Origin of the sequence: Paenibacillus dakarensis, assembly GCF_001373415.1 — a bacterium.
In the GTDB taxonomy this organism is placed as follows: Bacteria; Bacillota; Bacilli; order Paenibacillales; family Paenibacillaceae; genus Paenibacillus_AQ; species Paenibacillus_AQ dakarensis.
Genome location: NZ_CDSE01000084.1, coordinates 178,409 through 204,739, shown reverse-complemented (window position 1 = coordinate 204,739; position 26,331 = coordinate 178,409). Strand labels below are relative to the sequence as shown.

The 26,331-nt window shown below is 45.8% G+C and carries 21 protein-coding genes and 1 pseudogene; 17 read left to right on the top strand and 5 right to left on the bottom strand.

From position 1 onward, the window contains the following. Positions 1-1,761 (bottom strand): DEAD/DEAH box helicase, encoded by a 1,761-nt coding sequence (locus tag BN1234_RS17900; protein WP_054958001.1) that lies wholly within the window; start codon positions 1,759-1,761, stop codon positions 1-3. Between the two features lie 424 nt (positions 1,762-2,185). Between BN1234_RS17900 and BN1234_RS17895 the strand changes: the two genes are divergently transcribed. The 6 genes from BN1234_RS17895 to BN1234_RS17865 all read left to right on the top strand — a co-directional run bounded on the left by BN1234_RS17895 (position 2,186) and on the right by BN1234_RS17865 (position 9,331). After that, positions 2,186-4,765 (top strand): adenosylcobalamin-dependent ribonucleoside-diphosphate reductase, encoded by a 2,580-nt coding sequence (locus tag BN1234_RS17895; protein WP_370734177.1) that lies wholly within the window; start codon positions 2,186-2,188, stop codon positions 4,763-4,765. A 222-nt stretch (positions 4,766-4,987) separates the two neighbouring features. After that, positions 4,988-6,106: a tyrosine-type recombinase/integrase gene (locus BN1234_RS17890; protein WP_245640216.1), complete on the top strand. Its 1,119-nt coding sequence runs from the start codon at positions 4,988-4,990 to the stop codon at positions 6,104-6,106. 182 nt (positions 6,107-6,288) lie between these two features. Beyond that, complete coding sequence (locus tag BN1234_RS17885) at positions 6,289-6,717, top strand: NUDIX domain-containing protein (RefSeq protein WP_054957998.1); 429 nt, start codon at positions 6,289-6,291, stop codon at positions 6,715-6,717. A gap of 833 nt (positions 6,718-7,550) precedes the next feature. Continuing rightward, the gene (locus tag BN1234_RS17875) at positions 7,551-8,021 is read left to right on the top strand and encodes an NUDIX hydrolase (protein ID WP_054957996.1); all 471 of its coding nucleotides are present in this window, start codon (positions 7,551-7,553) and stop codon (positions 8,019-8,021) included. Between the two features lie 228 nt (positions 8,022-8,249). Further along, positions 8,250-8,606, top strand: a complete 357-nt coding sequence (locus BN1234_RS17870; protein WP_054957995.1) for a VOC family protein — start codon at positions 8,250-8,252, stop codon at positions 8,604-8,606. 245 nt (positions 8,607-8,851) lie between these two features. After that, on the top strand, positions 8,852-9,331 hold the full coding sequence (locus BN1234_RS17865; protein ID WP_054957994.1) for an NUDIX domain-containing protein: 480 nt from the start codon (positions 8,852-8,854) through the stop codon (positions 9,329-9,331). A 158-nt stretch (positions 9,332-9,489) separates the two neighbouring features. Here the strand turns inward: BN1234_RS17865 and BN1234_RS17860 are convergent. The 4 genes and pseudogenes from BN1234_RS17860 to BN1234_RS23000 form a co-directional block, all read right to left on the bottom strand. Beyond that, positions 9,490-10,590 (bottom strand): annotated as a pseudogene (locus BN1234_RS17860) (IS110 family RNA-guided transposase); the annotation flags it as partial. A gap of 524 nt (positions 10,591-11,114) precedes the next feature. Then, positions 11,115-11,495, bottom strand: coding sequence for a retropepsin-like aspartic protease (locus BN1234_RS17855; RefSeq protein WP_054957993.1), 381 nt, complete (start codon positions 11,493-11,495; stop codon positions 11,115-11,117). Beyond that, a complete protein-coding gene (locus tag BN1234_RS17850) occupies positions 11,492-11,752 on the bottom strand; it encodes a hypothetical protein (protein ID WP_054957992.1) in 261 nt (86 codons plus the stop codon). Before BN1234_RS17850 ends, BN1234_RS17855 begins: the two co-directional genes overlap by 4 nt. Before the next feature lie 456 nt (positions 11,753-12,208). Next, complete coding sequence (locus tag BN1234_RS23000) at positions 12,209-12,292, bottom strand: putative holin-like toxin (protein ID WP_306455091.1); 84 nt, start codon at positions 12,290-12,292, stop codon at positions 12,209-12,211. 377 nt (positions 12,293-12,669) lie between these two features. On the opposite strand from BN1234_RS23000, the gene BN1234_RS17845 reads away from it, so the two are divergent. The 11 genes from BN1234_RS17845 (at position 12,670) to BN1234_RS17790 (ending at position 26,285) form a co-directional block, all read left to right on the top strand. Continuing rightward, a complete protein-coding gene (locus BN1234_RS17845; RefSeq protein WP_054957991.1) occupies positions 12,670-13,437 on the top strand; it encodes a nucleotidyltransferase domain-containing protein in 768 nt (255 codons plus the stop codon). A gap of 154 nt (positions 13,438-13,591) precedes the next feature. Continuing rightward, positions 13,592-14,149, top strand: coding sequence for a shikimate kinase (locus BN1234_RS17840; RefSeq protein ID WP_054958044.1), 558 nt, complete (start codon positions 13,592-13,594; stop codon positions 14,147-14,149). Between the two features lie 1,400 nt (positions 14,150-15,549). Continuing rightward, entirely contained in the window at positions 15,550-17,136 is a 1,587-nt protein-coding gene (locus tag BN1234_RS17830) for an aminotransferase class III-fold pyridoxal phosphate-dependent enzyme (protein ID WP_054957989.1), read from the top strand. A gap of 16 nt (positions 17,137-17,152) precedes the next feature. Then, a complete protein-coding gene (locus BN1234_RS17825) occupies positions 17,153-17,941 on the top strand; it encodes a DeoR/GlpR family DNA-binding transcription regulator (RefSeq protein ID WP_054957988.1) in 789 nt (262 codons plus the stop codon). Between the two features lie 19 nt (positions 17,942-17,960). Continuing rightward, positions 17,961-19,088 (top strand): alanine dehydrogenase, encoded by a 1,128-nt coding sequence (gene ald, locus BN1234_RS17820; RefSeq protein WP_054957987.1) that lies wholly within the window; start codon positions 17,961-17,963, stop codon positions 19,086-19,088. A 19-nt stretch (positions 19,089-19,107) separates the two neighbouring features. Further along, the gene (locus BN1234_RS17815) at positions 19,108-20,556 is read left to right on the top strand and encodes a xylulokinase (RefSeq protein WP_054957986.1); all 1,449 of its coding nucleotides are present in this window, start codon (positions 19,108-19,110) and stop codon (positions 20,554-20,556) included. Positions 20,557-20,573: 17 nt separating this feature from the next. Continuing rightward, positions 20,574-21,635 (top strand): amidohydrolase family protein, encoded by a 1,062-nt coding sequence (locus BN1234_RS17810; RefSeq protein WP_170308075.1) that lies wholly within the window; start codon positions 20,574-20,576, stop codon positions 21,633-21,635. Continuing rightward, a complete protein-coding gene (locus BN1234_RS17805; RefSeq protein WP_054957984.1) occupies positions 21,632-23,134 on the top strand; it encodes an L-arabinose isomerase family protein in 1,503 nt (500 codons plus the stop codon). The genes BN1234_RS17810 and BN1234_RS17805 overlap by 4 nt, the downstream gene beginning before the upstream one ends. A gap of 102 nt (positions 23,135-23,236) precedes the next feature. After that, the gene (locus BN1234_RS17800) at positions 23,237-24,502 is read left to right on the top strand and encodes an ABC transporter substrate-binding protein (RefSeq protein ID WP_054957983.1); all 1,266 of its coding nucleotides are present in this window, start codon (positions 23,237-23,239) and stop codon (positions 24,500-24,502) included. 76 nt (positions 24,503-24,578) lie between these two features. After that, positions 24,579-25,457 (top strand): carbohydrate ABC transporter permease, encoded by an 879-nt coding sequence (locus BN1234_RS17795; RefSeq protein ID WP_054957982.1) that lies wholly within the window; start codon positions 24,579-24,581, stop codon positions 25,455-25,457. Continuing rightward, positions 25,458-26,285 (top strand): carbohydrate ABC transporter permease, encoded by an 828-nt coding sequence (locus BN1234_RS17790; protein WP_054957981.1) that lies wholly within the window; start codon positions 25,458-25,460, stop codon positions 26,283-26,285. Positions 26,286-26,331: the final 46 nt, after the last annotated feature.

Sequence of the window (26,331 nt, the reverse complement as noted above, 5' to 3'; positions counted from 1 at the left end):
TTAGGCCTCTTCCTTTCTTATGGTGTCTGCTGAAACGGATGATTCCCGCTCCAGATCCTGTTTAATATGATGGAGTGAATCGCCAAGAGAGCTAAGACGGCTTCGGAGCTCATCATCGCTTGTGGATTCGAGCATGATTTTGTACAGACTCTTCTCGATGGATTCCTTTTTTTCATAGCGCTCCAAAATGACATCCAGTCCCCCGATGACCATCTCGAACATATTGATCTTCTCATGCAGAAGATTTAGAATATGTTCTTCGATCGTACCGGAGGTGGAAAGATTGAAAATCTGAACGTCGTTCGTTTGTCCAAGCCGGTGCACCCGTCCGATTCGCTGCTCGACCCGCATCGGATTCCAGGGCAGATCAAAGTTAATCATATGGTGGCAGAACTGAAGGTTAATGCCTTCTCCGCCAGCTTCGGTAGCAATCATAACCTGGGCTTTTCCGCGAAACAGGTCCATCATCCAGTCTTTCTTGCCGCGGTTCATCCCGCCCCGGTAAGGAACAGCTATCAGGCCGTGATCCCTGAAATAATTGAGTAAATACTCCTGGGTCGCCCGGTATTCAGTGAATACAATGACCTTCTCGTTCATCTGCTTAATCAGTTCAATGGCTTTCTCTGCCTTGGTATTAGCTTTAATAGCCTTAATCAGGTGTACAAGCTCCCATACTTTATCACGCAGCGGAGAGTCCTCAGGCATTTTCTTGGACAGGTTGACCAGCGTAACAAATACTGCATCCCGGCTGCTGCACACTTCACGCTGAAGCGTCACCAGCGAGAGCATACTGCTTAAATTTCCCCCTGCTGCCTGATACTGATCTTTGACGAAAGAAGTGACGCCATCGTATAATGATTTTTCTGTGGGTGAAAGTTCGAGACCGACATTTCGTACATTCCGTTTGGTGAATTGTGTGGATCCTTCGCCCCGGCGGTTGCGGATCATGACTTTGGACAGCTCGTCCTTGAGCTGGTCCTGATTCTTGGCTTTCCGCTTGTCGAGGACAAAGTTTGCAGAAAAATCGCCCTGCCGGCCGAGCTGTCCCGGCTTCAGAAGTGTGATGAGATTGAACAGTTCACTGAGATCATTCTGAACCGGGGTAGCCGTTAGAAGCAGGCAGTATTTTTTTCGCAGCTTTTGTATGAATTGATAGTTGGATGTTTTCTTGTTCTTTAATTTATGTGCTTCATCGATAATGAGCATGTCATATTCTTCATTTAACAGGATCTCTTGATGAGGATCACGTTTAGCCGTATCCATGGATGCAACAACGATATCATTGCTCCAGGAGTAGGCTTTTTTCTGTGCAATGGCAGGGATGCCGAATTTGGAATTCAGCTCCCGTACCCACTGCAGGACGAGGGATGCAGGTACGAGAATTAAGACTTTGGAGACCAGGCCGCGAACGATATATTCTTTTAAAATAAGACCGGCTTCGATCGTCTTGCCAAGCCCGACCTCATCAGCCAGAATGGCTCTGCCGGACATTTCAAACAGCACACGGCGTGCCGTATCCGTCTGATGCGGGAGCGGGGACAGGCTGCCGATATATTTCAGGCATTGCAGTTCTTCGAAACTTGTAACAAGCCTTGATTCTTCTCCCTGCACGGCAAGCCGTGACAGGCGGTAATCTCCCCACGGGCCGCCTTTATTCAGCCGGTTCTCTAAGTTATCAAGCCATGAACGGTCAATATGAAGAGGCACGGGGAGACGCGAATCTTGAATAGTTCCCGGGCTGCCGGGTGTTTGGTCATTCACAATATCTCCTCCTGGTTGTCGATTCTAGGCAGATGATTATGTCTAGTATGGACGAAAAAAGGAGACTTCATAACCTTGGGTTATCTCACCATTTTGGTCCTCAAATCGCGTAAATACTACGTTTGGTGATTTTTCATTATTTTTTCAGAGAGATTATTTAAAAAAGGGAGAGAGAACAAGAAAACAGAAGCTTGTTTGACGATAATCGGCGTACAAGCCTTAAATTTCACATCTTCGGCATAGTTTTACCATATGTAGTATAGTATAATGAAGCTCGCCCACAATATATGGTGTGGTTATAATAGCTTTTTGCGTTTAACCGGTGTACATATGGGGTTAAATGTAGTAGGCCGGGATCATATTGGCTAGATATGGATTTATAGAATTTATATGTATATATAGGAGGTAGTTGTTCTTGAGTACGATGCAAAATCAGCGGCTGGAAGGTTTAAGTGAGAAGATCTTTTTGGACCGGTATGCGTGGAAAGACGCTAATTCCCATAACGCCAAGGTGGGCGATGTGGTTCTGGTTCTGACGAAAGACGATCCGAAGTTCCCGACTAAGGAAGTTGGAGAGATTGTGAAGCGTGATGGCCGTCTTGTCACCGTGAAGACCCGTAAAGGCGAACTGGTAGAGGCTGATGTAGAGAAGCTGACGCTGACGATTGAGAAGACACCTGAGGAAATGTGGGACCGCTTGGCAGCTGCGATGGCATCGGCAGAAGCAACACCTGAACTACAGGAAGAATGGAAGGCGAAATTCCGCCATATTCTTGATGACTGGAAACTGGTTCCGGGCGGCCGTATTGCAGCAGGAGCAGGCGCAAGCGATGAATTGACCCTGTTTAACTGCTACGTAATTCCTTCGCCGAAGGACAGCCGTGGTGGAATTATGAAAACCTTGTCTGAAATGACTGAAATTATGTCTCGCGGCGGCGGTGTAGGTATTAACCTGTCATCCCTTCGTCCGCGCCGTGCGATTGTAAAAGGTGTGAACGGTTCTTCCAGTGGTGCCGTATCCTGGGGCGGATTGTTCAGCTACACTACGGGACTTATTGAGCAGGGCGGCAGCCGCCGCGGTGCGCTCATGCTGATGATGAATGACTGGCATCCGGATGTAATGGATTTCATCACTGTTAAGCAAACAATGGGTCAGGTTACGAATGCGAATCTGTCCGTCTGCGTAAGCAATGACTTTATGAAAGCTGTAAAAGAAGATCTCGATTGGGATCTGGTATTCCCGGATACTTCGGATGCTGATTATGACGAAGTGTGGGACGGCGATCTGGATAAATGGAAGCAAGCAGGCCGCAAGGTCATTACGTATAAAACGATGAAAGCTCGTGAAATCTGGACAACGATCATGGAGTCCGCTTGGAAGTCCGCTGAGCCAGGTGTCGTATTTATGGAGTACTACAATCAGATGTCGAACAGCTGGTACTTCAATCCGATCATCTGTACGAACCCTTGCGGTGAGCAGGGATTGCCAGGATGGGGCGTATGTAACCTGTCTGCAATGAACCTGTCCAAGTTCTACGATGAAGAGAAACACGATGTGGACTGGGAAGAGCTGGCGATCACCACGCGTTACTCGGTTCGTTTCCTGGATAACGTGATTGATACAACTCCTTATCATTTTCCGGAAAATGAAGCAAACCAGAAAAAAGAGCGCCGTGTAGGTCTTGGAACCATGGGTCTTGCCGAGCTGATGATCAAGCTGAACATCCGTTATGGCAGCCCGGAATCCCTGGACTTCCTTGATAAATTGTACGGCTTTATCGCTCGTGAAGCTTATCTTGCATCTGCAGATATTGCGGAAGAGAAGGGCTCCTTCCTCGCATTTGATGCAGATCTGTATATGCAAAGCGGGTTCATGAAAAATATGGCCGAAACGTTCCCGGAAGTAGCGGAAGCTGTCCGCACAAAAGGTGCGCGTAACGTTACCGTAATTACTCAAGCTCCTACAGGCAGCACGGGTACTATGGTAGGAACGTCGACAGGTATCGAGCCATACTTCGCATTCAAGTATTTCCGTCAAAGCCGTCTTGGCTTCGATGAGCAGTTCGTACCGATTGCACAGGATTGGCTGGACAGCCATCCGGGTGAAGAACTGCCGGATTACTTCGTGACTGCTATGGACTTGTCCGCTGAGGATCATATCCGTGTACAAGCAGCTATTCAGCGCTGGGTGGACAGCTCCATTTCGAAGACAGCCAACTGTCCTTCCGACTTTACGGTGGAAGATACAAAACGCCTGTATGAGCTTGCCTTCGACCTGGGATGTAAAGGGGTAACCATCTATCGTGACGGCAGCCGTGATGTACAGGTGCTTCAGACAGAGAAGAAGGAAGACAAGGCTTCCGAGACTGAAGAGAAAGCAAGTGCAGAAACAGCAAGTGTTCCTGCAAGCACTCCTGTAAATACGACTCCTGCTCCAGGCAAGAGCGGGCTGGATAAGCAGTACAAGAGCCGTCCTCAGGTTCTGCGCGGTGCAACTTACAAGATCAATACACCATTCGGTATGGCATATATTACGATCAATGATTTGAACGGCATTCCGGGAGAAATCTTCCTGAATGTAGGTAAAGCGGGTTCTGACGTATTCGCTATGGCTGAAGCTTTGGGCCGTGTGTGCTCCCTGTTCCTTCGCTATGGCGATCATGGTAACAAGGTTGAACTGCTGATCAAGCATCTCAAAGGCATTGGCGGCTCCGGTGCAATCGGCTTTGGCGCGAACCGCGTTGAATCCATTGCTGACGCCGTAGCTAAAGCGCTCGAAAACCATGTTGCGCACAATAGCTCGGATGATTTCGATCCCGCTCCGGTAGCTGCAACCTTGGCTCCAGCTGAACCTGCTTATGCAGATGCCGGCCATGGACATGGCGGTCACTCAAGCCATGAGACAGCTTCCCGTGACCTGTGCCCATCCTGCGGCGGTGCTTCGCTGATTAACATCGAAGGCTGCAAAACCTGCAGCAACTGCGGATACAGCAAGTGTTCATAAGATAAATATAATGAAGCAGTAGGCTTCGGAGAACGAAGGCCTGCAGGTCACGAATTGTGACTTGCGGGTCTTTTTTAATATATAAGTTGCCGGATTCATTGCTGCGAGGGATTTGAACCGGAATTGTCGATCTCCTTTAAGTGAAAATGTTCTACCTAAGGTCGAGTGGATTGTGCTGATACAGGACATAGCTTTTTAGAACGATATTTGAGGAGGATGGGGTTGGCTAAAATTATTGTGGAGGAACGGGATGATTATTCGCTTGAACTGACTTTGAAATATTTTCGGGATGAGGATATTCAGAAAATAAAGCAGATACGCGGTCGGAAATGGATACCGGATGATCGTGTTTGGACGATTCCGTATACAAAAGAAACGTTGGAGCAGCTATTTCAGAAGTTTGCTCGGGACCAAATACAGCTGAGTTCACAATTGAAGCAGGTGAGAGAATGGTTGGATGGTTGGGTTAAGAAGAGCGCTTTGAATAGGGAAAATATTATTGAGACCCAGGCTGTTGATTTACACCAGTTCAATCCACAGCAAGAAAGAAAAATGAAGGAACTACTGACTTTGCGAGGATATAGTCCGAAGACCATTAAAGCGTACCTGGGACATGTCCGGCGATATGCTGAGGAAAGTAATAAAGATGAGAAAGTGAATCTCCAAGCATATTCATTGCTTCTGATAAGTCGTGGATATTCGCATGCCTATGTTAATCAGTGTATTAGTGCTCTGCAATTTTATTGGAAAAATGTTTGTGGACATATGGAGACAACCGGATACATTAGGCCCAAAAAAGAAAGTAAATTACCTGACGTATTATCCTTAAATGAAGTGAAACAGATACTTTCCCAGGTGGATAATATCAAGCATAGAGCGATACTGTATTTAACGTATTCCTCCGGTTTGCGAGTGGGAGAGGTTGTGCGTTTGACGCTCTCAGATATTGATGAGGAAAGACGAATTGTTAAAGTGCGTCAAGGTAAAGGGCGGAAGGATCGATTTACGATCTTATCAGAAGCCGCTTTTATGGTGCTTCAAGAATATATGAAGGTACACACGTTTGAGAAGTGGTTGTTTCCCGGTCAACCGGAAGGAAGCCATCTCACAGAACGTTCCGTGCAAAAAGTATTCACCCAGGCACTACAGCGATCAGGCATAACAAAAAAGGTTAGCATTCACGTATTGCGCCATTCTTTCGCAACACATTTACTGGAGGCCGGCACGGATCTACGGTATATTCAAGAGCTGCTGGGACATCAAAGCAGCCGTACAACAGAGCGTTATACTCACGTATCCGTAAAGGACGCCAGGCGGATTAAGAGTCCGCTGGATTATTGAATGGTATATGATGGGGATGCATTGCGGGGTTCGTAAATACCCGTGTGAATGAAGTATTTACGAAGTACAGGAATATGCGTAATATGGAGGTATTCGCGAAGTTCGTGGATATGATGTTATCTGACATTCTCGTAAGTTCACTATGATACACCAAAAAAATAATATAGATCGGAAGAATTATAATGGGAGAATTCGCCTATGGTGGCATTGTATTTAACGAAGAGGGACAAGTTTTAATGCGAAGTCCTAGTAATCATTGGGGTGGCTATATTTGGACTTTTGCTAAAGGATCCTATGAAGAAAGTGATATTACTACTGAAGATACAGCTCTAAGAGAAGTCATGGAGGAAACCGGATATGAATGTTTAATAATATCAAGGATACCGGGGGAGTTTGAATCAGATACATGCAAGACTAAATATTACTTAATGAAACCGACAGGAAGAATAATTGATTTTGATAAGGAAACACAGGAAGTCGGATGGTTTAATCCTGATGAAGCATTCGAGAAAATCGAATTAACAAAAACGGAAAAGGGAAGAAGACGTGACAAAGAAGCTTTAATAAGGGCATTACAAACTATGAAAGAACTAAATGAAACCTGTGGGTGAATCGGGAAGCGAGAACATCAGATAACATTGCATCTACGCTGCGGGGCATTCGCCCCTTGGTTGTCAGAGGTTATAAACATAGAAGAATATTCAGACAACACACGACCCGGCCTAAGATAAGAGCTATCTAAGGCCGGGTCACGTCGTAGATGCGGAAACGTTAGATGAAATAATCGCTGGATACTAAATAACATATATTCACTGTTTCTTTATGAAAGGTTATGTGATGAAATGAGTCCTAAATTCAAGAAAAAACAATTTCACTTATTTTACTAGTTTTAATCTTATTCAACGTAGTCTATCTATTACTTCAAAGATTAGAATCCAACTTGGGACCATTTTCTATCACATATGGCAAAGGCTTAAACATTCAAGTTAAGATAAATGGACTCTATAAAGAGAGTAACGCAACTATAATATTAGTAAAGGGGGATAAAATAAGTAAGTACTCTCTAGAGAATGGATATAACGGAAGTCAATACTCAAAGAATATAATTATAGAAGATAACGATCTAAATGAAACTGAAATTTTAGTGGAGTGGACAGCAAATAATAAAAGACATATAGAATATATAAAAGAGAAAACAGACAATAAGAACTATTGAAAGGGGTTTCAGGCTGGCGATTAAATCATCTAACATTATATCTACACTGCGGGCCATTCGGCCCTTGGTCTGCTGAAGTAAATTCGGAGAAGTGAAACCAGGCAGACAACCCTGCGAGGCTAAGTCCGTCGGACCCGGTCGCTAGCGCTTCCTTAAGCCTCTCGGGTTCGTAGATACGGGAACGTTAGACGAAATTGGGTTTAGAACAATATTTAGGAGGGATTATCAGTGGGGTATATTGAAGATCTAAGAAAGATTGTTGGAAATCATCCATTGATCTTAGTAAGACCGAGTGCAGCCATTATAAATGGCTATGGACAAATTCTACTAGTAAAATATCAAGATCAATCATGGGGAATTCCTGGAGGATTAATGGAATTGGGAGAATCAGTTGAAGAATGTCTTAGGAGAGAAGTGAAAGAAGAATTAAGTATAGAGTTAAAGACACTTAAACTACTTGATGTGTTCTCCGGAAGTGAATTACATACAAAGTTAAGGAATGGACATGAATACTACAATATAATAATTGGATATATTTGCACTGAATATTATGGTGAAATAATTCCGGATGGTAATGAAGTATTGGAAGCAAGGTATTTTAATATCTTTGAAGTTCCGGAAAGTACACAACCATTTATTAAACATAAGTTAAATCAATTAGGACCCAAATTGAAAGAAGTTTTGAGAGCGTCACAATGAAGACCCGACTTCATCTAACATCATATCCACGCATCGGAGCCTAGCAGCTCCTCGGTCCGCCCGAAGGGGAATGGCAGGGTAGTGAAATCAGACGGACACATCCGCATCGACTAACCGCATCTCGGCCGATCCCGATGGTCACTTAAGTCGGTGGGACGTCGTGGATACAGTAGCGTTAGGTGAAATTCTTGCAGGAAAAAACCAATAAATAAAATGAGGCGATTCTTGATGAAGATAAGGGAAACTGGATTCATACTGTTCCTTGAAAATTACAAAAGAAATGTTGAATTCTATAGTTTAATACTTGGACTTTCTATAAGAGAGCAGAAAGAGGATTTGACAATATTTGATTTTGGTAACAGCTATTTAATGGTTGAGGCCAATGGTGTAGGATCTGAAGTCGAAAAGACAAGGGCTCAAAATCCAACAGTAATTAGAATTGATGTAGAGGACTTTGACAAGACGTTAGAAGATCTAAAACGACAATTAGATGTAAAGGTCTATAGACATATATGGGGAACCATTGGGGTTATCATTGATCCAGAAGGGAATAGAATTGAATTAAAAGACGTATCGTTATCGTAACTCGAAGTAGGCAAGAGCCTCATCTAACAATGTATTCACGCTTCGCATCGTCTTCGCCGATCCTCGGTCCGCCCGAGGATTTTTCAGGGGAGTAGAATCAGGCGGACACACCTGCGAGGCTAAGTCCTGTCGGACCTGGTCGCTTTGCGACCTTAAGCCTCTCGACGTCGTGAATACGGGAACGTTATAAGAAATTGGGGCAAAACATTAAAAAAAACAAAAAAACTTAAAAGCGAGGTGCTGTATTGTCACACGTTCGGATACGTTGTACAGCTCTAATTATTGAAAATGATTCAATTTTATTAGTTGAATATGAGGAGAGAGGTGTCCATTACAACTTGCCAGGGGGTGGATTAGAGCCGGGAGAGACAATAATGGATGGAGTAAGACGAGAAGTTCTCGAAGAAACCTGTGCAGATATTGAAGTAGGTCCGATAGCATTAGTATATGAAATGGCTCCCCATAAGCAATCAGGGGACTATAATGATAATGAAAAACACGGACTACATCTTATTTTTGAATGCAAACTAAAGAACAATTCAGTTCCTCATCTACCCTCACAACCAGATCCTCATCAAACCGCAGTGAAATGGATTCCTATTCACGACCTAGACAAAATACTTTTAATTCCAAATATAAATAAACAAATTATAGACTATATTCAAAACCGAAGGAATATTGAAATCATTGAAGATCATCGTTTAGAGAGACTAAAACAGAATTAAAAGAATTAGTAAGTAAGCCAGGAAGGCCCTAACATCTTATAAACCAGCTAATCAAAGTCAAGCCTACCTTCTAAAATACATAGACAGTCAAAAATCAAACATACTCAAATAAACCTGCCCGATAGGAAGGAATTAATGGAAGTTAATTTCCAATTTCATTAGTAATCAGCAAAAAAAGCTCTACCAGAGTTCCACATGCCAAAAATAATGCGCAAAAGCTTATGAGAAGCAGCGACAATTGCGACTTTTGCCGATTTGCCTTCGTTTCGTTTTTGCTGATAGAATTGAAAGAGAGTCGAATTTCTAGGGCCATGAACCTGCTTGGAAATGGCTGCTACGGTAGCCTGATAAAGAGCCGTTCGAAGGTACGAAGAGCCTCGTTTCGATATTCGATTCTTCTTGGATTTAAAGGTTCCCGATTCGTGAACAGCTGAGTCTAGCCCTGCAAAAGCTGTTAGCTGCTTCACGGAAGGGAACCTTTTTATGTCTCCGATTTCAGCTATGAGCATGGACGCTGTTAAGGGGCCAACACCAGGAATAGTACGAAGAAGATGGTAGGTTTCCATCGATTCGGCTAGTGTTTGCATGGACTGTAAAAGGTCATTCATGCAATCCTGATACGTTTTAAGAAGGTGAATATACTGTTTAAGAACCACCTTTTGAGCTTCAATACCATGAAGATCTGGCAGGCTGTGCCTGGCGATTTCGAGCAGCTGCTGCAACTTTGTTTCGTTCCATACTTGGCCTCGACGGTTGCAAAGCAGCAGTTTCAAAACCTCTTCAGGATCTGCAGCTAGAAGCTCGGCAGGAGTAGGGAAACGAGATAACAACTCCAAGGAAGTGCGAGTGCAGACTTTTTGAAAGGCTTTATCGTAACCCGGAAAAAGGAGATCGAGAACAGCACGGAAATGAAGCTGCGTCTCGCCATATAAGGCCGTCCAATGCTGATATTGTCGACAGATAACGCGGAGTTGCTGAACCGTCTCATTCAGCTGTACTTGAGGCTGAGGGTCTTGTAAGTAAAAAACTTGAGCAATACGTATCGCATCGATGGGATCGGTTTTCACCTTACGTACGGCCTTCTGCCTAAGCTGGTGAGTTAACAACGGGTTCAAAAGAATGACAGAATAACCTTGGGAAGAAAAGAAGGAAGCAAGAGGTTTCGAATAATTCCCAGTGGCTTCGAGAACCACCTTTGGTTCTTGACCGGAGGCGGGCCTCAACTCCTCCAGAATGGTCAGGAGCCGCTGGAGATCTTCTGCTGAATGGTAAAACGGAAACGGTTAATACATACAGTCTTGGTAGGAAAGAAAAGCAGCAGCAACACTTTTGCCTTTAGCGACATCAATACTTAGAACAGGCTGATTCATATAACCTCCTTAAATTTCACTGGAACCGGCACTCTCGTTCTCCACAGGTTGGAACGGTGATACGGGTTCAGGACCCAACCAGCTGAATCGGGGTATGAACAAAAGGCGAGGGCATATAACACTTTATGCGACGGGATCTATGTCCCAACAAAGCATACGTTATTCAACCCAGTGTTTTCTCCAGTATAAAGAAAAAAGTTCATCCCCGAACCAGTCGGGTATGAACTGAGAATACCAACAATGTATTCCCGCTGCGGAGCCTGCGGCCCCTTGGTCCGCTAGATGGATTTCGGGGAAGCGGGATCAGGCAGACACACCTGCGAGGCTAAGTCCTGTCGGACCCGGTCGCTTTGCGACCTTAAGCCTCTCGGCGTCGTGAATACGGGAACGTTATACGCAATTTCGTTAAAACTTTATGAAATAACTAAATTTTTAAAATCGATGTTTAACCCAAATTTATAAAGAAAGTCGACACCTAATATTGCATCGAAACCATAAGGTTCTTTCGTAAGTCCTAGTTGGATAGTAAATTCTTTAAGCAGGAGGCTATCAATAGAGAAGTCTGAGACAATCTGTTGATAACACAACTCACTTGAGCCACCTACTCCATACATCCGAACCGACTTTCCGTTGATAAAGTCTATATCCAGGCCAATAGGTTCAACAAGATCTGTATCAAAGATAGTTGTGGAGCATCCAGTATCCAGTAAGACATTATTGAGAAGAGTTGATTTATTCTTGTAAGATAGAGGAAGAGAAACAATAGGCAGACCATTTACAAGATGTATTTTCATCGAAGACCTCTAATTCCGGTAAAGGGTTGCTCAATGACTTCAATGAATTCATTTCCAGTGTGGAATATATAGAGTTCTCTAACAGGCTCTGACAAATGAAGTTTTTTATATGAGGCCCATGCATGCTTAGGGTCGTCATATTCAGAAACAACTGACATTTCTTCAATAGTTCTCTTGTTATTATTAGAATGAGTGGTAAGTGCTTCAACTAATACCCAACGATTAGGATGGATCTTACGGATATGACTCCATTTCATACATAAACACCTCCAAAAAGACTTATAAATTAATTGTACAACCCTATGTATGAACAAGCAATGATAGTGAGTTCGAAGAAGAACGAACCAGCGTATAACACCGTTTTCCTGCTGAGTCGCATTCGCTCCTAGGTCTGCCCGAAGGTATCCAAGAGGAGATAATCAGACAGACAACCCTGCGAGGCTAAGTGGCGGAGCCACCCAGTCGCTTCGCTCCTTTAAGCCTCTCGGGTTCAGAAAAACAAGAACGTTAGGTGAAATTACTGCAAGACAAAATATGTATAAAGAATAACTAAAGAAAATAATACCTATAAAAGCGTTATAAAATGAGTTATACTGAGGTAAGAATAATTAAGGAGTCGTGCGGGAACACGACTCCAGAGCACAATAACTGCATAAAGAGCAGTCGGCCGCTAAGTGGTGGTCGAAATAGACCGTTACCTTAGGCAGGGCGGTCTATTTCTTTTTCATGTAGGTAAAAAGCGCCAAAATGAACATGCCGAACATGAACATTAAGGTAAGTGCGTCTTTGACCTCCATGGGCATCACCTCCCTTCCGGGAGACTAGCCAACCGCCCTTTTAGCCGTATATTGTACTAGAAAATTTATCACATATAAGACATAATGAAATACCATAAAAATACTATAAATAACTAGAATACATTCAAGACTAAAAACATTATATATCTATAAAAACTTCGTGAGAATGTAAATACAGTGAAGGCAGTAAGATCACTTAACAATGCATCTATGCTGCGGGGCATTCGCCCCTTGGTTGTCAGGGGTTATACACATAGTATAGAAGAATATTCAGACAACACACGACCCGGCCTAAGATAAGAGCTATCTAAGGCCGGGTCGCGTCATAGATGCGGGAACGTTAGCCGAAAGAAGTTCTTAGTTTAGGAGGAATCTATATGATATTAGAAAAAGTTATAAATAGAATTGCAATACAAAGTGAATATAAGGATTTTGTTGATAAGTATATAGATAATATACTTAACGAATTTAAAGGTAAGATTCATAGCATTTATATGTGTGGCTCTATTCCAAAAGGAACTGCTAAACCTTTTAAGTCAGATGCAGACTTTACTATTGTATGTGTAAATCCTAAAGATATTGATTACGAAAGATTGTCAAATATTAAAGACAGGCTTTTAGAAGAATATCCAGTAGTAACTAAGATTGATACGATAATTTGCTCAATTGACGATGTATTAAGTAAACCGAATGAGTGGGGTTTTTGGGTTAAGATCATTTGTGTTTGCATATATGGTCATGACGTTGGTGAAAAAATACCACCGATAATTATTTCTCCAGAGTTCATTTTAGACTTAAATACAGAGACCAAGGAGGAAGTAGATCGTATACATAATTTACTTTCTAATGCTAGTGATAACACAATGAAAACTAGATATATTAAAGGTTATTCTAAGAGATTAATTCGTGCATTATACTCTTTGGTTTTAGAAGATACGGGTGTATGGGAAGATGACATTATTAAGATGAAGAATGCCATATTAAACTATTGCGAGATTGACTCCGCTTTAGTTGATTATCTGTATGCTTGTTACTTGGATAGTAATGTACTTGTTGAAGAGTTTCTGGGAATTGCAGATGATGTATATAGCTATTTGGAGAACGCCTTAAAAACAATGGCTGTTTCCAGGACGAACCTCGGATAACAACACGTTTACACAGTTGAGCTGTCACCCCTTGGTCCGCCCGAGGATTTTCGAGGAAGTGGATTCAGGCGGACAACCCTGCACTGCCTAACCGCGTCGCGGCCATTACGTCATAAGGAATTGGCGCAAGATCTTAAGAGCAGGAGTGATTATTATTAAGTTCCTATTATTATTTGGACCCCAAGCCGTCGGCAAGATGTCGGTTGGTCATGAATTAACAAAAATAACCGAATTGAAATTATTCCACAATCATATGTCGATTGAGCTGTTCCATCCCTTTTTTGGTTTCAGTAGTGAAACATGGAGATTATCAAGCATTGTAAGAAGAGAATTGTTCGAATCATTTTCCAACAGTAATCAGTATGGACTTATATTTACATATGTATGGGGATTTGATCTCCAGGCAGATTGGGAATTTGTTATGCAAACGTGTGATATTTTTGAATCAAAAGGTGGCCAAATCTATTTTGTTGAATTAGAGGCAGATATAGAAGAAAGATTATTACGAAATACAACGGCGTTTAGACTAGATCAAAAACCAACAAAAAGAAATATTGAACAATCTGAAATGGACTTAATCAACACGATGGAAAAGCATAGACTTAACTCTTATGAAGGAGAGATTACAAGAGAGAACTATTTGAGAATCAATAATACCAATTTAAGTGCCGATGAAGTCGCAAGAATCATTAAGGATACCTTTCATTTATAAAGAGCTTGTGGTTGTAATTCAGGAAGGCCCCAACTCCATATAACTCCATGTTAACGCATCACCGGACAAGCCGCCTCGGTCCGGCAGGAGTTAAAAGAGGATTCGGAGAAGTGTGAACAGTAGCAGGGAAGCAGAATCAGCTGGACACATCACACTCCCTAACCGCATCGCGGAGGCCCAGTTGGGTCTTAAGGGAGTTGGACGTCGTGAACACGAATACGTTTGACGAAATCGACACAATATTTTTTTGAAAGCAATTCAATGGAGGAATAAATGAAAAGAGTGTTCGTCATTGGTTGTCCTGGATCCGGTAAATCAACTTTTTCATCAAGACTTATGGAAACTACGGGAGGACATTAGATTATAGAATTCCTTTTACTTAGACTGTTTACTTTTTCGATTTTCCGCGATATCTATGTCTTTATAGGGTAATAAAAAGGACAATTTTGAATCATGGTATAACTGGGAAATAATGAAAGCAATTAAATCAAAAACCTATAGGAGAAAAAATGAATAATTTAAGGTACTCATGGCCCATAATTTCAGGTATAGCATGGTCGTTTAAGAAAAACGGACCACATATTACTCAGAAAGACTATCTATTTCGTGGCATTTGGAAGTGGAATACTGCTGTTTATATATGGACTTGTAAATTTTACAACCATTTTACTTTCAACCATGAACATATTTGAGATGGATCTCGAAAGTTATGCTACATGGTGGCGTCTATTATTTTGGGAGCCTTATTGGATGCTGGGGGGGAATATTGTATATCATTTCAAGTAGAAGATATGCAATGAAATGGAAGAGTTCAAGGTAAGTGAAGAGTAATTTGGAGAAGGTGTTGATGTCAGATAACAATGTTTCATCTCATCTTTCCTCTGGTTTGCTGCCCCTAGTCCACACCAGAAGCATATCGAATATGAATTTGCTGGTGGACACACCATACCGGTTAGAATAGGGATATCCAGGCCTAAGTTTTCTAAATTGTTCAACTACACAGCAAAGAACTATTTAGAACTCTTAAGATAGCCTGATGATTTTCAAAGGCAAGTCAATATCAAAAAAATACGTTGATTTATATAAGGTATCTGATCATTTAGATTTGCTATCTTTTTTTGGAATAATGGAATTTCCATCACCCAGATTTAGGTCCAGGTTCTTGTCCCGGAAGTAAGGGCAAGAACCTGGACCTATTTTATCTTCGCTGAATCCATTTCACTTCAAATCGTGACCTTTTCAGTAATAAGAATAAACCACCTTCTTTTTATCTACAAAAGAAATATAAACGAAAGTAATTAATAATAATATTGACAATCAAACGAAACTTAAATAAAATTATATAAAATTTAAATGAAATAGAAAAACAACTTGTCTATTCAGAAAGTGAGGTGGTTTGATTGAACTCCGTAAAGCTGTCTTTGTTCCAATTGTTAGGCGAATCCTATATGAACGCGGTCATAGCCGGAGCAACTTCTCTATCGGGGCTTAATCACGCTGAGGCTGAGCGTATAGCGCATGACGAGGTTGAATTTTTGCCAGAGGAATATGTTACCCAAGCAAACAGCTTGTTGGAGCAAGTCGGTAAGCCATTCGTCCCTGCTCTGGAATCTACGCTTGATGGGGCGCCTACGAATGCATTCAGAAACGCAACCAATACGAAAGCGAGTCCGATCGGTGGCCTTGGATATTTACGTCTGGGAGAAGACGGAAGGCTGTATCTTGCAGCCAAGAGCGAGCACTATCATACCCCGCTAGGACACAATTTCCCCGGTTACCGGCTGATCGACAATGCGAGAGCGCTTGGCATTACGAATGCGACCCATAACAACACCCGCGGCTATATTACCCGCCTTCTTGAACGGGAGCTCGTGCGTACGATTAATGGGCTTCATCCGGAGGAGACGGACGCGTTAGATGTCGTCCTCGCTTCCCAAGAACCGCACGTGCTGAATCGGGTCATCAATCTCGAGACCGGAACGTTAGCTTGCGAAGCAGGCATCAAAATGATGCTGTCCCGTTTTTATTCATTGGATGAAACCTTCCAGCAGCCAAAGTATGAGAATCGCACGCCGGTATTTTTTGTGATGGCTGATCATGATGGCGGGGGCAAGGCGAACTACCATGGAACGACGATTTTTGCCCAGATCATGCGCGACATGTGGCCGGGGTTAGGTGAAAAGCTGGAGCGGGCAGGGATCATGAAAGTTTGTCCAGTGCGAATCAATGATTGGGAAGATTTTCGAACGAAATTCGAACAGTACAATAAGCCGCCATACAAGGCTGCGGGGTTCCTGCACGAAATCATTCTGATGAATTACGGAGGCATCAAGCTCGAACAACAGTATTTGCAGCAAGTCTATGCACTGTGCCACGAGCACGATACGCCGATCCTATGCGATGAAATTCAATCATGTATGTGGTGTCCGCCGATGTTCCTGTTCCGTGAATACGGGCTGAATCCCGACTTCGTTGTCATCGGAAAAGGATTCCCGGGAGGACAATATCCGGCTTCCCGCATCATCACAACAGCAGATATGGATACGCTTAACCAATTCGGCGCGCTCGTCACCAATGGCCAGGAGGAACTGGCGGCGCTGGCTTATCTAATTACAATGAAGTTTACAGAAGCGAATGGCAGCCATATTCGCGGAGTAGGTCAATATTATGAAGACAAATTACGAGAACTCGCGGAATGCTATTCAGACTTCATTGACCGAACGGAAGGGCTTGGACATTTATCAACGATTTTCTTCCGTGAAGCAGAGACTGTCTCGCAGTTCACGAAGAAGCTGAACGAAGGGTGTATTGATGTCAGTTCCCAGGCATACAAAGCAAGCTGTCCGCCTGCGGCGCTTACGAAGCCCCCTACAATCGCCACCAGGGAAATGATAGACTACGTATTAAGTCATATGGACGAAGCGCTTCGGGCGATCCGCACGGAGAAGAGCGGGAGTTCCGGCGAATCAGTCCATCCTATCGTTTGATACTGGAGGAATGTTCATGTTCGAGCAAGATATGAGAGAGATCGACATCGACGAAAGAAGAAAGAGAATTCTGGAACTGCTGCAAAGCGAGGGCAAAGTGAAAGTCGCTGATTTAAGCAAGCTGTTTGGCATTTCGGAAGTGACAATCCGGGGGGATCTGGATCTTCTGGAAGAGCAGGGAGCGCTGCAGCGCATACATGGCGGAGCGATCAGTACGTACAAGAATTACTACAATATGACTTTTCACGACCGATCTGCGGCTAACGGCGAGGAGAAAAGAAGAATCGCCATGGAAGCGGCCTCTATGATCTCCGACGGTGATACAGTCATCATCGGCTCCGGAACAACTCCGCTATATGTGATGCAGGAGCTGAAAAATCATAAGAACTTGATCATTATTACGAATTCATTGCCTGTGATCCACGAAGTCGGATTTCATCGTAACCTAAATGCTGTCGTCATGCTGGGCGGGAATATCAATATGGAATACCAATTTACTACTGGTGACGATGCCATTGCCCAGTTGAATCGGTATAAAGCAGACAAACTTATTTTGTCGTCAGACGGCGTCAGCTCCGAATTCGGGGTGACAACCTATCATCACCTGGAAGCGGAACTATACCGAAGAATGATTGCACTCGTAGACAAAAGAATTCTGGTCGCAGACTACACGAAAGTAGGTCGTGCCAACTTCGCACGCATCGAGACCATCGACAAAATTGATAGCCTGATCTCCAACCACAATGCCAACAAGGATGAGATCGAAGCTATCAAGGAAAAGGGTGTCGAAGTCCGGCTCGTCTAAACTCAAGGGAGGATTGCGGATGATTATTGGACTGGTGACAGAAATCAAAAACAACGAGCATCGTGTCGGCCTGACGCCTGGCGGCGTGGGCGAGCTCGTAAGGCATGGCCACCAGGTACTTGTTGAAAAGAACGCGGGTATGGGCAGCGGATTCGAGGATCGTCAGTACAGTGAGGCGGGTGCTACCGTACTAGCGGACAAGAAGGCGCTGTTCGATCAAGCAGACCTTATCGTGAAAGTAAAAGAACCGCTGGAATCGGAATACGATTATTTCTGTCCGGGACAGGCGCTATATACGTATTTGCATCTGTCTCCGAATCTGTCCCTGACGCGCATGCTGCTGGAGAAACGCATTACAGGCATCGCCTATGAAACCGTCCAATTAAATAACGGTCAACTGCCATTGCTAGCCCCAATGAGCGAAATCGCCGGCCGTATGTCCGTGCAGATCGGGGCTTCGCTGCTGCAGAAATATAACGGCGGCATGGGTATTCTGCTTGGCGGAGTTCCTGGCGTCGCGAATGGGGAAGTTGTCATCATCGGCGGCGGAGTTGTCGGCACCAATGCCGCCAAGATGGCTATCGGGCTCGGCGCAAGGGTCACTGTGCTTGACGTAAGCAAGAGCCGGCTGGTGTACCTGGATGACATCTTCTCCGGCCGCATCCGTACATTGATTTGCAACGAGTACAATGTGACCGAAGCGGTGCGTCAAGCTGACCTACTGATCGGAGCTGTACTCATTCCCGGAGCAAATGCACCGAAGATCGTGCGCGAGTCTGTGGTAAGGACGATGAAAAAAGGATCAGTCATTGTCGATGTAGCCATCGACCAGGGTGGATCGATCGAGACAATCGACCGCATCACGACACACGATCAGCCTTCTTATGAGAAGCACGGAGTCGTACATTATTCTGTCGCCAACATTCCCGGTGCTGTTCCGCGTACTTCCACCTTTGCACTAGAGTCAGCGACTCTCCCTTATCTGGTGCAGATCGCGAACAAAGGGGTGCGCAAGGCACTGCTCGAGGATGCCTCTTTGCTCAAAGGGCTGAACACTTATGCAGGAAAAATTACTTGCCAACCGGTTGCGGTCAGTCATGGATTGGAGTATACCGATTCCGAAAGCTTACTGCAAGCGGAACACTAGTTAAGAGAGGGTGAACGCGATGCCGGGTGGACTGAACCGCGAGCAAATTGGCTTCATCGGACTTGACATAGGAACGTCTGCGATCAAAGGCGTGTTGATGACTGCCGCTGGTACGATCCTGTCCCGTGAAACGCACAAGGTAGCACACTTATCCGCTGAGAACAATCAGGTACAGTTCGATGTGGAACGATTGTACCGTTCGGTGACGGACGTCATCCGAAGGCTTACGCTTGCACTTCCTTCAGGCGGTACTGTCGCTGGACTCAGCATCGCTTCGGCCAGCGGGAACACCGTGCTGGTGAACGAACAGGGTAAGCCGATGCTGCCGGCGATCAGTTGGATGGATGCACGTGTTCGTGATGAGATCGAAACGGTGTTTGGACGGATGGACACGGGTGAGGTGCATGAGCGCGTGGGCTGGCCATTATTGAATGCGTTTCCAATAGCCCATCTAGCCTGGATGAGGTGCCATTCTCCGGAGCTGCTGGACGCAGCTGCCGTTATCTGCATGAGCACGGACTATATTCTTTACAAATTGACAGGCACCTGGGCTGTCGATCCCTCAACCGCTACCACTATGTATTTGCAGGAACAGCAGACGGGGCAGTGGCATCTTCCCACCCTGCATGCCCTCGGCATTCCCGAGCACAAGCTTCCGCCGATTCGCCCCACAGGTTCAGTGATCGGGGAAATAAGCATCGAAGCTGCCCTAGAAACGGGGTTGGCACACGGCACGCCCGTAGTTCTCGGCACATTCGATCATCCGTGCGCGGCCAGAGGGACTGGAGTAATCGATGAAGGCCAGCTCCTTCTGTCCTGCGGCACATCCTGGGTTGGCTTTTGTCCGATGAACGAACGACAGCGCTCCGTAGAGCTGCAGCTGCTGACCGATCCTTATCTTCATCCTGCGGGCACTTGGGGCGGAATGTTCTCGCTGTCGGCGATCTCATCTTCTATCGATGGTTATATACGCCGCTTCGTGTCAGGCGGCCCGGATCGGTACCATGAGTTCAATCGATTAGCCGCTTCCGCTAAACATGGGGCGGGCGGTCTCACCCTCAATCCGAGCAGGCAAGAGGGATTCGACAACCGGGAAGGGTACGGCAAACCGGATATCGCCAGAGCGCTGATGGAAGGGACCGCTTATTTATTAAAGCGGGAGCTAAATCGGTTGGAGGCAGCCGGCATGCGCTTCACATCTGCCGCACTCGTTGGCGGTCCTTCAGAAACGAATCCGTGGCCGCAAATCGTCGCCGATGTGCTCGGCATGGAGGTTCGTACAGTCAACGGCTCCTGCGCAGGTGCTGTCGGTGCCGCGATCGTGGCCGGCATTGGTGTGGGGCAATATGCAGACGAACGGGATGCATTGCAGGAATTGGATTTTCCCGAGGTTGTCCGCGAACCGGACCAGTCGGCGGAGTCGGTCTATCACGAAAGATTTTGTACGTTTCAGGATTCATATAGATGACGATACGGAGGAGGTACATGATGAAAGCTTTGTTTGAAGTGAAAGAAGTCGATCGACAATTCTACGAGCGGCAGCTGCAAGCCTTTCTTCCGGACCGGATCATTGACATCCATACGCACGTATGGCAGGACAGCATAAAACTGGATTCGTCAAACGCACCTGTGAGAGCGGTTACATGGCCGTCTCTTGTCGCCAAGGACAATCCGATCGAGGATCTGTTCGAGACTTACCGGTTAATGTTCCCCGGCAAGGATGTAACCCCGCTCATATTCTCCCAAGTCAGTATGGACTATGACATCGCGGCAGGGAACGAGTATGTCAGGCAAAGCGCCGAACGGCACCAGCTGCCGTCACTGATGGTCGCCAGACCAGACCAAAGCGCTTCCGAATTCGAAGAAGGCATCAAACGCGGCGGCTTTCTGGGCTGCAAAGTATATCTGAACTTCTCCGCTCCCTATATCCCGGAGAAAGAAATCCGCATTTTCGATTTCCTCCCACCTCATCAATTGGAAGTACTGAACCGGCACGGCTGGATCGCCATGCTGCATATTCCCCGTGACGGCCGACTGAAAGACCCTGTCAATCTCGCGCAAATGCTGGAGATTGAGCGCCGCTATCCATCGTTGAAGCTGATCATCGCCCATGTGGGACGCGCATATTGTGAGGAAGACGTAGGTGATGCCTTTGACATTCTCGCGGAGACTAAGAATATGGTGTTCGACTTTAGCGCGAACACAAATGCCTGCGTATTCAGACAATTGATTCAGGCCGTTGGGCCAAAGCGTATCGTTTTCGGCAGTGATCTGCCAATCTTGCGCATGCGTACAAGACGAATTTGCGAGAATGGCCACTATGTGAACCTGGTGCCATCTGGCTTATATGGTGATGTGTCCGGTGACTCGCATATGAGGGAAGTGACCGGGGCTGAGGCGGATTCGATATCCTTCTTTCTATACGAAGAGATCAATGCATTCCGCATCGCTGCGGAGGCGGAGAACTTAACACGGTCCGACATCGAGGATATTTTCCATAACAACGCCTATGCAATGATCAACGGAATCGAGGTGGCGCATCGATGAAGAAGCTGACAATCGGGCTGTTGCCGTTTTACGTGAAGCTGTATGACGATTATTGGCCGGAATTACGGGGGAGGGTTGAAGCGTTTTATCACACGATCACCAGCGAATTTGAGAAACGAGGGCTTGAGGTCATAGCATCGCCAGTATGCAGCATCAAGCCGGAATTCGAGGTGGCAGTGCAGTTGTTCGAACGGGAGGAAGCAGACACTATCGTGACGCTGCATCTGGCATACTCGCCTTCGCTGGAATCCGCAGATACTCTTGCCGCCACCAGGCTGCCGCTGATCGTACTGGACACAACGCCGACTTTCGATTTCGGCACGGAGCAGCTTCCGGACGAGATCATGTACAACCATGGCATACACGGCGTACAGGACATGTGTAACTTGCTTCTCCGAAATGGAAAGCAGTTTCATATTGAAGCTGGACACTGGGCGGAATCCGACGTGCTCGATCGGGTGGTTGACGGTGTGAAAGCCGTCAGGCTGGCGAGGGAATTGCGCAGCGCACGCGTCGGCGTAATAGGTCAACCATTCACCGGCATGGGTGATTTCCAGGTGCCAGTGGACGTATTGTATTCGTCGATCGGTATCGAGACAATTGCTTCGAACCTCCTGATTGCTGATGCTGCTGCCGATCCGATACCCGATGAGTGGATCGAGCGAGAAATCGCCGAGGATGCGCAGCGATATGACGTGGACGGAATCGATCGCGACACAATGCGGCAATCGATCCGTTCGGACCTGACGGTAAGACGTTGGATCGACCGAAATGAACTCACGGCCTTCACTGTCAACTTCCTTGATGTCCGTAGAGGGTCTGGTCTGCCTAGTATGCCGTTCCTTGAAGCGAGCAAAGCGATGGCGCGAGGTGTTGGCTATGCAGGAGAAGGTGACACGCTTACAGCCGCGTTGACGGGTGCACTTTTGTCCGTCTACCCGGACAGTTCGTTTACGGAGATGTTCTGTCCCGATTGGAAGCATAATCGCATCTTCCTGAGCCACATGGGCGAAATGAATGTACGCCTCGCTGCCGGCAGACCGGTGTTGAAAGAAAAAGCGTTTCCGTTTGCCGACGCCGACACTCCCGTTGCCGCTTACGGTTGTTTCCGCGGGGGACAGGCAGTCTATTTGAACCTGGCACCTGGGCGAGAAGGGGAGTATACATTCATCTTAGCGCCGATCGAGATGTGTGAACCTGATGGCGAAGACCGGATGACGGACGCGATTCGCGGCTGGTTCCGCCCACCCGTTCCCATCGAAGCCTTTCTTGCGCAGTACAGCCAGTTGGGCGGCACTCATCATGGCGTCATCGTTTACGGCGATGTGATGAATGTGCTGAAGAGGTTTGGAGAGGTGATGAAGTGGCGCACGGTGATTATCGGGCAACAGATATTACAATATTCTGCAGATGATCACCGCCTTGCAAGCAACCAAACAAGTATTGGCGAGAGACAAGATAAACCCATTGTGGTTGAAGAAAACCAGAAAGTCGTCTAACAAAGTATATATGATGGCGAATAACGATTGCTGCATTCCGGAAAATGATCGAATCATCAAATTGTAAAAGGATACAGAATGATGACTAGGAGGAATGTGACCATGAGGTTGAAAAAGATAACATGCGCTGGCTTTGCCCTCGTTATCCTCGTCAGTGTGCTAACAGCTTGTTCGGGTGGTGCGGCAAGCAGCAGGGAAGGTCAAGTGGAAGTGTCGATGCTGTTCGCAGAATCAGTGTTCAACAACATCCATGATCAGTTGATTGAGGAATTCGAGAAAGAACATCCGAATATTAAAATCAAGGCGGAAACCCTCCCTGACAGCGGACTCTTCGATACATTGCGAACACGCATCTCTACCGGAGAATTGCCGGACATCTACCAGCTGAATATCGGCCACGACACAACTGCCATGGCCGAGCAGGTGGGATATATCTATGATCTGAGCCAACTGGATGCAAGCCGGAATTTCTCTGATTCCATTCGTCAAGCGACTTCAATAGGAGACAAGCAGGCGATCTTCACCTTAGGACTTGGCGTGCTTGGGTTATCTTATAACAAAGCGATGCTGACAGATGTCGGCTATAACGAACCTCCACAGACATGGGATGAACTGCTGGATGCCGGTAAGAAATTGAAGGAAAAAGGGAAGGATCTTCTTGTATACTCCTCCAAATGGGAGACCGGAATCGGCAATGTGTTTCATTGGACATTCGGCAAGCACGCGGTCAATAACGATGCGTTCAAGGAAGCCTATCTGTCCAACAATATCGATTGGAGCCTGCCGGAGAATCGGGCCATTCTGGAGGAAGGATTCCAGCGCTTCAAAGAACTGAACGAATTCGTGCGCACGGGCAGTTTCACGAATGAATATGCAATTGCGCAGCAATCGTTCACCAATGAAGATGCTGCTATGCTGCTGGGTGGACCGTGGGAAGCGCGAACCTTACGCGAGCTTGGTCCGAACCTCGATTTCGGTTTTATCAACATGCCCTACGCCCCAGATAAGGAGAACGCCTATTTATTCATACCGGAAGACGGGTTCGCTATCAATGCCAAGGGACAGCACGTTGAGGAAGCGAAAGTGTTCATGAATTGGCTCTTCAGCAAGGAGAATTACGGGAAAATCTCGGAGGCCAAGGGTTCACTTTCGGCTCAGCCCGGAGTGGGTAAGACCGATGAAGCTTATAGCGACGTAGAAAATTGGTTGAAGGTAGATAAGGTGATCTCGTTTGCCAATACAGGTCCGATTCCAGGTGCGACCTGGGTTGCGCTTGGCAATGCGGCACAAGAGTATACGTTTAAAGGTGATCTCGACAGTGCGATCGATAAGTTTATTTCAGAATATGACAAGACGAAAGCGAAATAACAACTAAGAACCCGCTCACAATAATGCGATCATAAACAATTTCAATGAATTCGAAAGAATAGAGGGTGATTACCCTATGCAGAGAAAAATGTTTATCACTGGTGTTGCATTCGTCATCCCGATTACAATTGTCATCGCGATTTTTTTGATCTTCCCAATCATCCAGTCATTCTATTACAGCTTAACTGATTGGAAGGGGGTTGGGGCTTACCAGTTCATCGGCTTCCAAAATTACCGGGATATCTTCTATGACAAGGTGTTTACGGAGTCGCTTACTCGAACGCTGGTGATTGGGATATCCACCGCATTTCTAGCGAATGTCGTTGGGCTGCTGCTGGCGATGATGCTGGATCAGGCCCTCAAGACCAAGAATATTTTACGCGCTTTATTTTACATTCCGAACATCATCCCGGTCGTCGTTGCCGCGTTTGTATGGCGTTATATATTCGATGCGAATACCGGGCTGCTGAATGCACTGCTAACAAAGCTGAGTGAAGCCAATGTCAATATTCCTTGGATCGATTCGCCCGACTATGTCGTATATTCCCTTATTTTTATAGCTGTGTGGCAAGGAGTCGGTCCGGTTATGATCATTTATCTGGCCGCCTTGCAGGGTGTTCCCGCCGAACTCAAGGAAGCGGCCAGCATAGACGGTGCCTCTAAGGGTAGAACATTCTTCTCGATCACCTTGCGCATGATCGCTCCAGGCATTACCGTGAATGTGCTGATCGGACTCGCCAACGGTATTCGAATATTCGACTTGCCATTTGCACTTACGGGCGGCGGTCCGGCAAATTCAAGCGAGACGCTGGCCATCCGGATCTACCGTTACGCGTTCGCTTCAAGTGATTTGTCTTACGGCTTGGCGTCTTCGTTTGTCCTGACGCTTGTCGCACTGGTCGTGACACTATTTTTCCTTTCGATGACCCGAAAATATGAACAGGGGGTGTCTTAGGTGAAAATAGTAAAAAATACTGCCATTGAGCTGTTTGTCATTGTACTCGCATTGGTCATGTCGATTCCCTTGTACCTGACCCTGATCAACGCATTTAAGAGCCATAAGCAAATCGTCAGCGCGCCCCTTGCTCTGCCCAATTTCTCTGTCGGCTTCGACAACATCGCAAGAGCTTTTGAGAAGATGAACACGCTCAAAGCATACGGCGTTACGTTTTCAATCGGCGGCATCGCTCTCATCATTATTATCTTCCTGTCTGCAATGGCCGCTTACGCTGTAGCCCGTATCCGGCACCCTTTGTTCAATACACTGTATTGGGTGTACGCATCGGCCATCCTGATTCCGGTGCAATCGGTGCTCATTCCGATTGTATTTATCTTGAAAAGCCTGTCCCTGCAAAATACCATTATTGGCATCACGCTTGTCTATGTTGCCGTATTATCACCTTTCTGCATCTTCATGTTCAGCGGCTTCATGCGCAGCTTACCGTTCGATCTGGAAGAGTCAGCTTATATCGATGGCAGTTCGCCAGCACACACGTTTTTCCGCATTATTTTCCCGCTCGTCAAGCCAGTAACAGCATCGCTGATTATTTTGCAATTCATCTATGTATGGAACGACCTGCAGCTGCCGCTCGTGATCCTCAATGCCAATGATCACCCCACCATTAGCATCAGCTTATACAAGTTTTTCGCCGGACGCGGCATGGCGGATTTGAGTCTGCTGTTTGGAGGTATCATCATTACACTGCTGCCTATTTTGGTCTTGTTCTTAGGCTTCCAGCGTTTCTTCGTGAAAGGATTGTCGGCGGGGGCAGTCAAAGGCTAACCACATCGATTTATAAGGTCTTCGCATCATAAAATCAAAAGGAGTG

Bases quoted from the DNA above. Each gene is read 5' to 3' on its own strand.
- BN1234_RS17895 (WP_370734177.1), top strand. From the start codon at position 2,186: ATGCAAAATCAGCGGCTGGAAGGTTTAAGTGAGAAGATCTTTTTGGAC.
- BN1234_RS17885 (WP_054957998.1), top strand. From the start codon at position 6,289: ATGGGAGAATTCGCCTATGGTGGCATTGTATTTAACGAAGAGGGACAA.
- BN1234_RS17870 (WP_054957995.1), top strand. From the start codon at position 8,250: ATGAAGATAAGGGAAACTGGATTCATACTGTTCCTTGAAAATTACAAA.
- BN1234_RS17855 (WP_054957993.1), bottom strand. From the start codon at position 11,495: ATGAAAATACATCTTGTAAATGGTCTGCCTATTGTTTCTCTTCCTCTA.
- BN1234_RS17850 (WP_054957992.1), bottom strand. From the start codon at position 11,752: ATGAAATGGAGTCATATCCGTAAGATCCATCCTAATCGTTGGGTATTA.
- BN1234_RS23000 (WP_306455091.1), bottom strand. From the start codon at position 12,292: ATGGAGGTCAAAGACGCACTTACCTTAATGTTCATGTTCGGCATGTTC.
- BN1234_RS17845 (WP_054957991.1), top strand. From the start codon at position 12,670: ATGATATTAGAAAAAGTTATAAATAGAATTGCAATACAAAGTGAATAT.
- BN1234_RS17825 (WP_054957988.1), top strand. From the start codon at position 17,153: ATGTTCGAGCAAGATATGAGAGAGATCGACATCGACGAAAGAAGAAAG.
- ald (WP_054957987.1), top strand. From the start codon at position 17,961: ATGATTATTGGACTGGTGACAGAAATCAAAAACAACGAGCATCGTGTC.
- BN1234_RS17815 (WP_054957986.1), top strand. From the start codon at position 19,108: ATGCCGGGTGGACTGAACCGCGAGCAAATTGGCTTCATCGGACTTGAC.
- BN1234_RS17810 (WP_170308075.1), top strand. From the start codon at position 20,574: ATGATGAAAGCTTTGTTTGAAGTGAAAGAAGTCGATCGACAATTCTAC.
- BN1234_RS17805 (WP_054957984.1), top strand. From the start codon at position 21,632: ATGAAGAAGCTGACAATCGGGCTGTTGCCGTTTTACGTGAAGCTGTAT.
- BN1234_RS17800 (WP_054957983.1), top strand. From the start codon at position 23,237: ATGAGGTTGAAAAAGATAACATGCGCTGGCTTTGCCCTCGTTATCCTC.
- BN1234_RS17795 (WP_054957982.1), top strand. From the start codon at position 24,579: ATGCAGAGAAAAATGTTTATCACTGGTGTTGCATTCGTCATCCCGATT.